At 55.6% G+C, this 11,745-nt stretch carries 11 protein-coding genes; 8 read left to right on the top strand and 3 right to left on the bottom strand.

Translation table 11 applies throughout. The annotated features are described in order from the left end of the window. Positions 1-27 precede the first annotated feature (27 nt). Positions 28-1,278 carry an NADP-dependent isocitrate dehydrogenase gene (icd, locus tag PAG01S_RS01270; protein WP_010246256.1) on the bottom strand — a complete coding sequence of 417 codons (1,251 nt, stop codon included), beginning with the start codon at positions 1,276-1,278 and terminating at the stop codon, positions 28-30. Between the two features lie 104 nt (positions 1,279-1,382). On the opposite strand from icd, the gene rluE reads away from it, so the two are divergent. From rluE to PAG01S_RS01230, 8 genes are all read left to right on the top strand, one after another. Then, entirely contained in the window at positions 1,383-2,045 is a 663-nt protein-coding gene (gene rluE / locus PAG01S_RS01265) for a 23S rRNA pseudouridine(2457) synthase RluE (protein WP_031293006.1), read from the top strand. A gap of 44 nt (positions 2,046-2,089) precedes the next feature. Then, on the top strand, positions 2,090-2,563 hold the full coding sequence (locus PAG01S_RS01260) for an NUDIX domain-containing protein (RefSeq protein ID WP_010246262.1): 474 nt from the start codon (positions 2,090-2,092) through the stop codon (positions 2,561-2,563). Positions 2,564-2,605: 42 nt separating this feature from the next. Next, positions 2,606-3,718: a tRNA 2-thiouridine(34) synthase MnmA gene (mnmA, locus tag PAG01S_RS01255; RefSeq protein ID WP_062757428.1), complete on the top strand. Its 1,113-nt coding sequence runs from the start codon at positions 2,606-2,608 to the stop codon at positions 3,716-3,718. Between the two features lie 42 nt (positions 3,719-3,760). Continuing rightward, entirely contained in the window at positions 3,761-4,402 is a 642-nt protein-coding gene (hflD, locus tag PAG01S_RS01250) for a high frequency lysogenization protein HflD (protein ID WP_010246266.1), read from the top strand. A 44-nt stretch (positions 4,403-4,446) separates the two neighbouring features. Next, positions 4,447-5,817 carry an adenylosuccinate lyase gene (gene purB / locus PAG01S_RS01245; RefSeq protein ID WP_010246268.1) on the top strand — a complete coding sequence of 457 codons (1,371 nt, stop codon included), beginning with the start codon at positions 4,447-4,449 and terminating at the stop codon, positions 5,815-5,817. 104 nt (positions 5,818-5,921) lie between these two features. Then, positions 5,922-6,590 (top strand): two-component system response regulator PhoP, encoded by a 669-nt coding sequence (gene phoP, locus PAG01S_RS01240; protein WP_010246270.1) that lies wholly within the window; start codon positions 5,922-5,924, stop codon positions 6,588-6,590. 2 nt (positions 6,591-6,592) lie between these two features. Continuing rightward, positions 6,593-8,053, top strand: coding sequence for a two-component system sensor histidine kinase PhoQ (phoQ, locus tag PAG01S_RS01235; RefSeq protein ID WP_010669868.1), 1,461 nt, complete (start codon positions 6,593-6,595; stop codon positions 8,051-8,053). Positions 8,054-8,110: 57 nt separating this feature from the next. Beyond that, positions 8,111-9,235 (top strand): ribosomal protein uL16 3-hydroxylase, encoded by a 1,125-nt coding sequence (locus PAG01S_RS01230; RefSeq protein WP_010246274.1) that lies wholly within the window; start codon positions 8,111-8,113, stop codon positions 9,233-9,235. Positions 9,236-9,301: 66 nt separating this feature from the next. Here PAG01S_RS01230 and pepT read toward each other — a convergent pair whose 3' ends face one another. Next, positions 9,302-10,531, bottom strand: coding sequence for a peptidase T (pepT, locus tag PAG01S_RS01225; protein ID WP_060679950.1), 1,230 nt, complete (start codon positions 10,529-10,531; stop codon positions 9,302-9,304). Between the two features lie 237 nt (positions 10,532-10,768). After that, positions 10,769-11,602, bottom strand: coding sequence for a Sir2 family NAD+-dependent deacetylase (gene cobB, locus PAG01S_RS01220; RefSeq protein WP_062757426.1), 834 nt, complete (start codon positions 11,600-11,602; stop codon positions 10,769-10,771). Positions 11,603-11,745 lie beyond the last annotated feature (143 nt).

The raw sequence follows: 11,745 nt of genomic DNA, 5'->3' as shown, positions 1-11,745 counted from the left end.
TGTTGGCTATATGTTATGTAATGCGGATTACATATTTTCGATGATCGCGTCACCAAACTCTGAACATTTCAGCAGTTTAGCGCCATCCATCAGGCGTTCGAAATCGTAAGTCACGGTCTTGTTAGCGATAGCGCCTTCAACACCTTTAACAATCAGGTCAGCCGCTTCGAACCACTCCATGTGACGCAGCATCATTTCTGCGGACAGAATAATTGAACCTGGGTTCACTTTATCCTGACCTGCATACTTAGGTGCTGTACCGTGGGTCGCTTCGAACAGCGCACACTCGTCACCGATGTTGGCGCCTGGTGCGATACCAATACCGCCAACCTGCGCTGCCAGAGCGTCAGAGATGTAGTCACCGTTCAGGTTCATACAGGCGATAACGTCATACTCAGCCGGACGCAGCAGGATCTGTTGCAGGAACGCATCAGCAATCACATCTTTAACGATGATCTCTTTGCCGGTGTTCGGGTTTTTGAATTTCATCCATGGGCCGCCGTCGATCAGTTCGCCGCCGAACTCTTCTTTCACTAACTGGTATCCCCAGTCTTTGAAAGAACCTTCGGTGAACTTCATGATGTTGCCTTTGTGGACCAGGGTCAGTGAATCACGATCGTTAGTGATGGTGTATTCCACTGCCGCGCGCACCAGACGTTTGGTGCCCGCTTCTGAACACGGCTTAACGCCGATACCGCACTGCTCAGGGAAGCGAATTTTCTTCACGCCCATCTCTTCGCGCAGGAACTTGATCACTTTGTCCGCTTCGGCAGAGCCCGCTTTCCACTCGATACCCGCATAGATATCTTCGGAGTTTTCACGGAAGATCACCATGTCGGTCTCTTCAGGACGTTTAACCGGGCTTGGCGTGCCTTTGTAGTAACGTACCGGACGCAGGCAGACGTAGAGGTCAAGCTCCTGACGCAGGGCCACGTTCAGTGAACGAATACCGCCGCCGACCGGCGTGGTCAGTGGGCCTTTAATGGCCACGCGATATTCTTTGATTAAGTCGAGAGTTTCCTGTGGCAGCCAGACATCCTGGCCGTAGAGTTCAACTGACTTCTCACCGGTGTAAATCTCCATCCAGGAGATCTTACGCTCGCCGTTGTAGGCTTTCTTCACCGCCGCATCGACGACTTTCAGCATGACCGGGGAAACATCAACACCGATACCGTCACCCTCAATGTAAGGAATGACCGGATTGTTTGGCACTGTGAGCTTGCCCTGATTCAGGGTGATTTTCTGACCTTCCGCCGGAACAACTACTTTGCTTTCCATTAACCTCTCCTGGGCGTTTGTTAATGATTTGTAAGATGCGCGTCAATACTACTTGAATATTTCCGCCACGCCAATCACCGCAATTTCACGTTATAATGCGCCGAATGTTTCTGACTGCAAAGCCCATGCGAAAAACTTCTCAACGAATTCACCAGGATAAACGATTCAGCCGCCCGACGCGTGATGCGCGGCGTTCCCCTGCCCGCCCTGCGGCTCCGCGCCGCGTGATTCTGTTTAACAAACCGTTCGACGTGTTACCGCAGTTCACCGATGAAGCGGGCCGCCGAACCCTGAAGGATTTTGTCAGCGTCGCAGAGGTTTATGCCGCAGGTCGCCTCGATCGCGACAGCGAAGGATTGATGGTGCTGACCAACGACGGCGCGCTGCAGGCTGCGCTGACTCAGCCCGGCAAACGCACAGGTAAGATCTATTATGTGCAGGTGGAAGGCGAGCCACAGGAGACGGATCTGCAGCCTTTACGGGATGGGGTTAATCTGAAAGATGGGTTGACGCTGCCCGCGGGCGTAGAAAAAGTGGCTGAGCCTGAGTGGCTCTGGCCACGTCAGCCACCTATACGCGAACGTAAAAACATCCCGACGCAGTGGCTGAAAATCACGCTGTATGAAGGCCGTAATCGTCAGGTTCGTCGGATGACCGCCCACATTGGCTTTCCCACATTGCGATTGATCCGGTACGCGATGGGGAGTTATTCGCTCGACGATCTGGCTCCGGGCGCGTGGCGTGAACTCAGCGAAAGTGCTCTCTGAAAACCGGTTTTTTATAACCTCAGGTTAACAATTGCGGAGAAGTGATGTTTAAACCTCATGTTACTGTCGCCTGTCTGGTTCAGGCCGAAGGTGAATTACTGGTGGTGGAAGAGACGATCAACGGTCGCCCCACCTGGAACCAGCCCGCCGGGCATCTTGAAGCGGATGAAACTCTGCTGGAAGCCGCAGAGCGCGAACTCTATGAAGAGACCGGCATCGCCACGCCGATGCACTATTTCATCGCGATAAACCAGTGGATCGCACCCGACAGTACGCCTTTTGTGCGTTTTCTGTTTGGCGTGGATCTGGCGGAAAAAGCGCCAACCCAGCCGCAGGACAGCGACATCGATTGCTGCTGGTGGTTGCCGCCAGCGCAGATTCTCACTGCCTCTAACCTGCGTTCGCCGCTGGTCGCGGAAAGCGTACGCCTGTGGCAACAGGGCACGCGCTACCCGCTACATCTGGTCAGCCCGTTCCGGTGGCCGTTTCACGAGGGTGCGCGCCTGCCTTCTGCATGATAGAATGCGCCGCCTGTTTTTTTATCGTAATGCGAGCGTGTCATGTCTGACAACAGCCAGAAAAAAGTGATCGTCGGTATGTCCGGCGGCGTCGATTCTTCCGTTTCCGCCTGGTTACTGCAACAGCAGGGTTACCAGGTTGAAGGCCTGTTCATGAAGAACTGGGAGGAGGACGATGGCGAGGAGTATTGTACCGCCGCGGACGATCTGGCGGATGCGCAAGCGGTGTGCGACAAGCTGGGTATGAAGCTGCACAAAGTTAACTTTGCCGCTGAATACTGGGATAACGTCTTTGAGCATTTCCTCGAAGAGTACAAAGCAGGCCGCACGCCCAACCCCGATATCCTCTGCAACAAAGAGATCAAATTCAAAGCGTTCCTGGAGTTCGCGGCTGAGGATCTCGGCGCAGATTTTATCGCCACCGGTCACTACGTGCGTCGTCAGGACGTGGCTGGCCAGAGCCAGCTGCTACGCGGTCTGGATGGCAACAAAGATCAGAGCTACTTCCTCTATACCCTGAGCCACCAGCAGATCGCCCAAAGTCTGTTCCCGGTTGGCGAGCTGGAAAAACCGGAAGTGCGCCGCATTGCCGAACAGCTCGACCTTATCACCGCGAAGAAGAAAGACTCGACCGGCATCTGCTTTATCGGTGAGCGCAAATTCCGCGACTTCCTGGCGCGCTATCTCCCGGCTCAGCCTGGCGAAATAGAAACCACCGAAGGCCATATCGTCGGTGAACATCAGGGGCTGATGTACCATACTCTGGGACAGCGTAAAGGCCTGGGTATTGGCGGCCTGAAAGAGAGCAAAGATGATCCCTGGTATGTGGTCGACAAAGATGTGGCGCGTAACCGCCTGATTGTCGCCCAGGGCGGCGATCATCCGCGTCTGATGTCCGTCGGCCTGATTGCGCAGCAGCTGCACTGGGTTGATCGCCAGCCAATTACCGCCCCGCTTCGCTGCACCGTGAAAACCCGCTATCGTCAGACCGATATTCCCTGTGAGATTATTCCACATGGTGACGATCGGATTGAAGTGCGTTTCGACGAGCCGGTTGCAGCGGTGACGCCGGGTCAGTCTGCGGTGTTTTACCTTGGCGAGGTCTGCCTCGGTGGCGGTATTATCGAACAGCGTCTGCCGTTAGTGGCGGAGTAAGCGGGCTCAGCCCGCATTGATGACGCGTAAACAGGAGTAACCGTGGCGAAAAATTATCAGGAAATTACGCTGGCGCTGGCGGGCATCTGTCAGTCGGCCCATCTGGTGCAGCAGCTGGCTCAGCAGGGTCACTGCCAGCCGGAGGCGCTGACCGTGTCGTTGCGCAGCGTACTGGACCTCAATCCTGGCTCAACGCTGGCGGTGTTTGGCAACAATGAAGCCAACCTGCGCCTCGGACTTGAAACCCTGATGGCGGTGCTGAACAGCAGCAGTCGTCAGGGCGCAGGTGCAGAGCTGACGCGTTACACCCTGAGCATGATGGTGCTGGAGCGCAAGCTCAGCGCCAGTAAAACGGCCATGGCGACGCTGGCCCAGCGCATCACTCAGCTGGATCGCCAGCTGGCGCATTATGAACTGGAGTCAGACACCATTCTCAGCGCGATGGCTGCCATCTATGTGGATGTGATCAGCCCGCTTGGCCCGCGTATTCAGGTCACCGGTTCGCCTGCGGTACTGCAGAATACGCAGGTACAGAGTAAAGTGCGCGCCACCCTGTTAGCCGGTATCCGTGCTGCCGTATTGTGGCAGCAGGTCGGTGGTGGCCGACTGCAACTGATGTTCTCGCGTCAGCGTTTGCTGCGTGAAGCGAAAACCCTCTTATCCCGGCTGCCACTGACTTACTAAGTCGGTGCGGCAAAACACTGCTAAATGATTCAGGAGTTGCACTGATGGAATTATCCTCTCTGACCGCCGTCTCACCTGTCGATGGTCGTTACGGCGATAAAGTCAGCCCGCTGCGTGCGATTTTCAGCGAATTCGGTTTGCTGAAATTCCGCGTTGAGGTTGAAGTTCGCTGGTTACAAAAACTGGCCGCGACCGCAGAGATCAAGGAAGTTCCTGCATTTGATGCCGACGCAAACGCTTTCCTTGATGCGATTGTCGCCGGTTTTTCCGAAGAAGATGCCGCGCGCATCAAAACCATTGAGCGCACCACCAACCACGACGTCAAAGCGGTTGAGTATTTCCTGAAAGAGAAAGTTGCCGACGTCCCTGCACTGCATGCTGTTTCTGAATTTATCCACTTCGCCTGTACTTCTGAAGATATCAACAACCTGTCGCACGCCCTGATGCTGGAAACAGCCCGTCGTGACGTGATCCTGCCTTACTGGCAGCAGCTGATTACCGCTGTGAAGGATCTTGCCAGCGAATATCGTGACATTCCGCTGCTCTCCCGCACCCACGGTCAGCCGGCTACACCGTCGACGATGGGTAAAGAGATGGCGAACGTCGCTTACCGTCTGGAGCGTCAGTTACGTCAGCTGAAACAGATTGAGGTGCTGGGCAAAATCAACGGCGCTGTAGGGAATTACAACGCCCACATTGCCGCCTATCCCGAAGTGGACTGGCATGCGCTGAGCGAGAACTTCGTCACCTCGCTGGGGATCACCTGGAACCCTTACACCACGCAGATTGAGCCGCACGACTATATTGCCGAAATGTTCGACTGCATCGCCCGCTTTAACACCATCCTGATCGATTTCGATCGCGATATCTGGGGTTATGTAGCGCTGAACCATTTCAAACAGAAGACCATTGCGGGCGAGATTGGCTCGTCGACCATGCCGCACAAAGTGAACCCAATCGACTTCGAAAACTCCGAAGGCAATCTGGGCCTGGCGAACGCGGTAATGCAGCATCTGGCCAGCAAGCTGCCGGTCTCACGCTGGCAGCGCGATCTGACCGACTCCACCGTGCTGCGTAACCTCGGCGTGGGCGTCGGTTATGCGCTGATCGCCTATCAGGCGACGCTGAAAGGCATCTCGAAACTGGAAGTGAACCGCGATCGTCTGCTGGACGAACTGGATCACAACTGGGAAGTGCTGGCAGAACCGATCCAGACGGTAATGCGCCGTTACGGCATTGAGAAGCCTTATGAAAAGCTGAAGGAGTTGACGCGCGGTAAACGCGTCGATGCCGCCGGCATGCAGGCCTTTATCGACAGCCTGGCGCTGCCGGAAGAGGAAAAAGTCCGTCTGAAGCAGATGACGCCTGCAAACTATATTGGTCGCGCTATCCAGATGGTTGACGATCTGAAATAATGCCCGCCGCAGACCGGCCCAGTCCGGTCTGCGTTAACATCTTGTTTAATACATTTCGCGTATACTTTCTGCAGGTTGACTCAAACAGAGTGTAAGGAATTCCTATGCGTGTTCTGGTTGTTGAAGACAATGCCCTGCTGCGCCATCATCTCGCCGTCCAGTTACGTGACATGGGCCATCAGGTCGATGCCGCCGAAGACGCCAAAGAAGCTGACTATTTTCTTCGGGAACATCTGCCCGATATCGCGCTGGTGGATCTCGGCCTGCCGGATGAAGATGGTATGTCTCTGATTCGCCGCTGGCGCAGCGATGCCGTGCGCCAGCCGATTCTGGTGCTGACCGCCCGTGAAGGCTGGCAGGCCAAAGTTGAGGCGCTGGAAGCCGGTGCGGATGACTACGTCACCAAACCGTTTCACATTGAAGAAGTCGCGGCACGCCTGCAGGCGCTGATGCGTCGTAACAGCGGACATGCCTCGCAAATCATCGATATGGCCCCGTTTCAGGTTGATCTCTCCCGCCGTGAACTGACGGTCAATGAACAGCCGGTGAAGCTTACGGCCTTTGAGTACACCATTGTTGAAACACTGATCCGTAACGCGGGCAAAGTGGTGAGCAAAGACTCGCTGATGCTGCAGCTCTATCCTGACGCTGAACTGCGTGAAAGCCACACCATCGACGTTCTTATGGGACGTCTGCGCAAAAAAATTCTGGCGTTGCATCCTACTGACGTGATCGCCACCGTGCGTGGCCAGGGCTACCGCTTTGATCTCTGACCATGTCCTGGTTTAATCGTTATCGCCCTATTTCGCTGCGCGCCCGCTTTCTGCTGGCCTCCGCAGCGATCGTCCTCTTCCTCTCACTCTCCTACGGCATGGTCGCGGTGATTGGCTATGTGGTCAGTTTCGATAAAAACACCTATCGCGTGATGCGCGGCGAGAGCAACCTGTTCTTTACGCTGGCGCAATGGCATGACAATAAACTCACCATCGCCCAGCCGGAACGGATGACGCTCAACTTCCCGACGCTGGTATTTATTTACGATGAGCACGGCAAGCTGTTGTGGCAGCAACGCGACGTGCCGGAGATCCGCAAGAAGATCCGCCGTGAATGGCTGCTGAAGCCTGACTTCTACGAGATTGATACCAGTAACCGCACCAGCATGGTGGCGATGGGCAATAACCTGAATGCTCAGCAACGACTCAACGACTGGGACAATGACAGCAACGATACCTTTACCCACTCGGTCGCCGTTAACCGTTACGATGCCACCACGAATCTGCCCGCACTCACCATTGTGGTGGTCGACTCTATCCCGCAGGAGTTGCAGCATTCTGATGTGGTCTGGTCGTGGTTCAGCTATGTGCTGGCAGCCAACCTGATACTGATCATTCCGTTGCTGTGGCTGGCGGCGCACTGGAGTCTGCGGCCGATTGGCGCGCTGACACAGCAGGTGCGCGAACTGGAGACCAGTCAGCGCGAAAATCTGGCCGATAATCCGCCGCAGGAACTGCGCAGTCTGGTGCGTAACCTCAATCTGTTGCTGACCAATGAGCGGCAACGCTATACCCGCTATCGCACCACGCTTTCAGACCTGACCCACAGTCTGAAAACGCCGCTGGCCGTGTTGCAGAGCACCCTGCGCTCGCTGCGCAACGGCAAGGAACTGACGGTGGAACAGGCTGAGCCGGTGATGCTGGAGCAGATTAGTCGAATCTCGCAGCAGGTTGGTTATTATCTGCATCGCGCCAGTATGCAGGCCGATCACAATCCGCTGCAGCGCGATCTGCATTCCGTTTCCGGTCTGCTCGACAAGCTCTGCTCAGCCCTGAATAAAGTCTATCAGCGTAAAGGCGTGGCGATTTCGCTGGATATCTCACCGGAGCTGACCTTTGTTGGCGACCAGAATGACTTTATGGAAGTGCTGGGCAACGTGCTCGATAACGCCTGCAAGTATTGCCTGGAATTTATCGAAATCAGCGCTTTTCAGAGCGAAAATGCACTCCATCTCTATATCGACGATGATGGTCCGGGCATTCCCGAGAGCAAGCGCGATTTAGTGTTTGTCCGGGGTCAGCGCGCCGATACCCTGCGTCCCGGTCAGGGACTGGGTCTGGCGGTGGTGCGCGATATTCTTGAGCAATATGAGGGCAACGTCATCGCCTCCAGTAGCGCTCTCGGCGGAACTCGCATGGAAGTGGTTTTTCAACGCCAGGAAGTCGAACATCGCCGCGAGTAGAATACCCTCAGGGCTGTTATACTTGCTGGCATTTACAGCCCTAAGCGGAACCCTTTTATGGACTATCAGCTCGATATTAACTGGCCCGATTTTATTCAGCGTTACTGGCAGAAACGCCCGGTAGTGCTGAAGCGTGGTTTTAAAAACTTTGTCGATCCTCTTTCACCGGATGAACTGGCCGGTCTGGCGATGGAAAACGAGGTGGATAGCCGCCTGGTCAGCCATCAGGATGGCAAATGGCAGGTCAGCCACGGCCCGTTCGAGAGCTATGATCATCTGGGTGAAAACAACTGGTCGCTGCTGGTACAGGCGGTCAATCACTGGCATGAAGCCTCTGCCGCACTGATGCGCCCTTTCCGTTTCCTGCCTGACTGGCGTGTTGATGACCTGATGGTGTCGTTTGCCGTGCCTGGCGGCGGCGTCGGTCCCCATTTTGATCAGTATGATGTCTTTATTATTCAGGGTGCCGGTCGCCGTCGCTGGCGCGTCGGTGAAAAAGTGCCGCTGAAGCAGCACTGCCCGCATCCGGATCTGCTGCAGGTTGAGCCATTCGACGCCATCATCGATGAAGAGATGGAGCCTGGTGATATTCTCTATATTCCGCCGGGGTTCCCGCATGAAGGCTACTCGCTGGAAAACGCCCTGAACTACTCCGTGGGTTTCCGTGCCCCCAGCGGACGCGAGTTAATCAGCGGCTTTGCGGATTACGCGCTGGCCAATGAGCTGGGCAGTCTGCGCTTCAGCGATCCGGATGTGCCTGCACGTGATTGCCCGTCGCAGATTCTGCCGCAGGAGATTGAAGGCGTACGTCAGTTGATGCTGGATGTGGTCAATCAGCCGGAGCAGTTCGCTCAGTGGTTTGGCGAATTCATTTCCCAGTCACGTCACGAACTCGATGTCGCGCCACCGGAACCGCCTTACCAGCCTGATGAAATTTATGATGCGCTGCAACAGGGCGATACCCTGAGCCGGTTAGGTGGCCTGCGTGTCCTGACGATTGGCGATGCGGTCTATGTCAACGGTGAGCGGGTTGAGTGTTCACATCCCGATGTGATGGCGGTACTGGCGCGCCACTATCGCATCACACTGGACGATCTGGGCGATGCGCTGGATGACCCGTCGGTACTGGCGCAGATCGCCGACCTGGTCAATGCCGGATACTGGTACTTCGGCGACGAATAATCTGAGCTGATACTGAATCAGGCTCTCTTGCCGCTGTGGCAGAGAGCCTTTTTTGTGCCTGCGGGTTTAATTCTTCTTCTGCGCCGCCAGTTCTGACAGCCGCACAATCACTTCCACCGATTTCGCCATGATATTCAGCGAAGCAAACTCATGCTTGCCGTGATAGTTATAGCCACCGGTGAAGATATTCGGGCAAGGCAGCCCTTTCCACGACAGCGCCGATCCATCCGTACCGCCGCGAATCGGTTTCACTACCGGCTCAATGCCGCAGTCACGCATCGCCTGTAAAGCCAGTTCGATGATGTGCGGGAACGGCTCAACCTTTTCACGCATGTTGCGATAGCTGTTGGTGATCTCGACAGTGACCGAACAGTCCGGGTGCAGGGTTTTGTTGATCTCTGCGGCAATCTGCAGCAGCGTCTGTTTACGCTGTTCAAAACTCTCCGTTTCGAAGTCACGAATGATATAGAGCATCTCGGCGTGTTCAACGCTGCCTTTGATCTGATGCAGATGATAGAAGCCCTGATAGCCGTCAGTATATTGCGGTTTTTCGCTGGCCGGGACCGCGGCATGAAACTGGTTTGCCAGATCCAGCGCATTGACCATCACCCCTTTGGCGGAGCCAGGGTGCACGTTGTTACCGATGATTTTGACGGTGGCCGAAGCAGCGTTAAAGTTCTCATATTCGAACTCCCCTAAATCACTGCCATCAATGGTGTAGGCCCAGTCAGCGGCAAAGCCTTCCACATCAAAGTGAGAAGTGCCGCGACCAATCTCTTCATCGGGCGTAAAGGCAACACGGATCGCACCGTGCGGCGTATCGCTCGCAGCCAGTTGCGCCATCGCCGTCATGATCTCAGCGATACCCGCTTTATCATCCGCGCCCAGCAGAGTTTTGCCATCGGTGGTAATCAGCGTATGCCCAATCAGCTTGTGCAGCACCGGGAACATCACCGGCGAGAGAATTTCGTTGCCGTTACCCAGCGCAATGTCTCCGCCGCGATAATTTTCAATGATCTGCGGATTCACATGTTTCGCCGTAAAGTCTGGCGAGGTATCCATGTGAGAGATGAAACCGATGACTGGCGTCGGCCAGTCAACATTGGCGGGCAGCGTGCCCATGACGCAACAGTGATCGCTTAAGGAGACATCGACAAAACCCAGTGCCAGCAACTCCTCCTGCAGCTGACGCGCCAGCGTCCACTGCCCTTCACTGCTGGGCACCTGGCGCGCCTGCGGCTTAGCCTGTGTCTCAACGGCCACATAACTTAAAAAGCGCTCAAGTAACTGTTCCATATCCCATCCTTTAAAAGTGCCATCCGGTATTATTAACAGACCAGCCGGTTACAACGTTGCGTAAAATCATTCGCAGACAGGTTAGCGCTGTCGATAACCTTTGGGAAAGCAATAAGCCCGAAAAAAACGGCTGATTACGAGATTGTTGCGGCAAACCTCGCAATGTTGATAAGCACCGGGCGGCTGGAATCAGCATGATGGACAAAAAAATGGCGAGGCGGCCATAGCCGCCCCTGCTTACTTATAAAGCGCGCGCAGCAGCTTATGCACAAACTCCGGTACCACTTCGCTCGCCAGGCCGTAATGCCGCTCGGCAAATTCGTTGCCCACCTGGCTTGGCTCCAGGTTCAGCTCAACAGTATGCGCGCCCTGCAGTTTGGCTTCATGGACAAAACCCGCTGCCGGATAGACATGGCCTGAGGTGCCGATAGCGATAAAGTAATCGGCCTGTTCCAGCGCATGATAAATCTGCTCCATGCCCAGCGGCATCTCACCAAACCACACTACGTGCGGCCGCAGCGCCGAAGGGAACTGACAGCAGGTGCAGCGATCGTCCGGCGTGATATCACCGGTCCACTCAATGACCTGACCGCTGGTGACACAGCGCACTTTTAGCAGTTCACCGTGCATATGCAGCACCCGGCTGTTTCCGGCACGTTCATGCAGATTGTCGATGTTTTGCGTGACCAGCAAAAAGTTATCGCCTAATACCTGTTCCAGCTCCGCCAGCGCCAGATGGGCCGCGTTAGGCTGAATCTCTGCCTCCTGCAATTGCTGGCGGCGCGCATTGTAGAAGCGCTGCACCAGCGCGGGATCGCGCTGAAATCCTTCGGGCGTCGCAACATCTTCAACGTGGTGCTCTTCCCACAGGCCGTCAGCGGCGCGGAAGGTCCGGATGCCGGACTCCGCTGAGATGCCTGCGCCGGTCAGCACGACAACATGCGGCTGAGGATGGGCGGCCAGTTCGGCCTGACGATCGCGCTCAAATATGCGCTGGCGAAAGCGCTGATGCACTTTTCTCCGGGTTTTCTTCAGGCGGGCAAGTCGTATGCGGCGACGTGGTGTACGCATAAAATCTCCTGGCGTAGCAGCTGCGGCGAGCCGCTCTAAACAGATTCCGGGTTAACATCACCCGATAGTAACGGTTGCTGAGGGCCGCGCCCAACAGCAAAGGTCTTAAACAGATGCGGCGCGAAAAGGATTCGCGCCGCATT

The organism is Pantoea agglomerans NBRC 102470, assembly GCF_001598475.1.
Taxonomy (GTDB): Bacteria; Pseudomonadota; Gammaproteobacteria; order Enterobacterales; family Enterobacteriaceae; genus Pantoea; species Pantoea agglomerans.
This window is presented reverse-complemented; position numbering and strand designations above follow the sequence as displayed.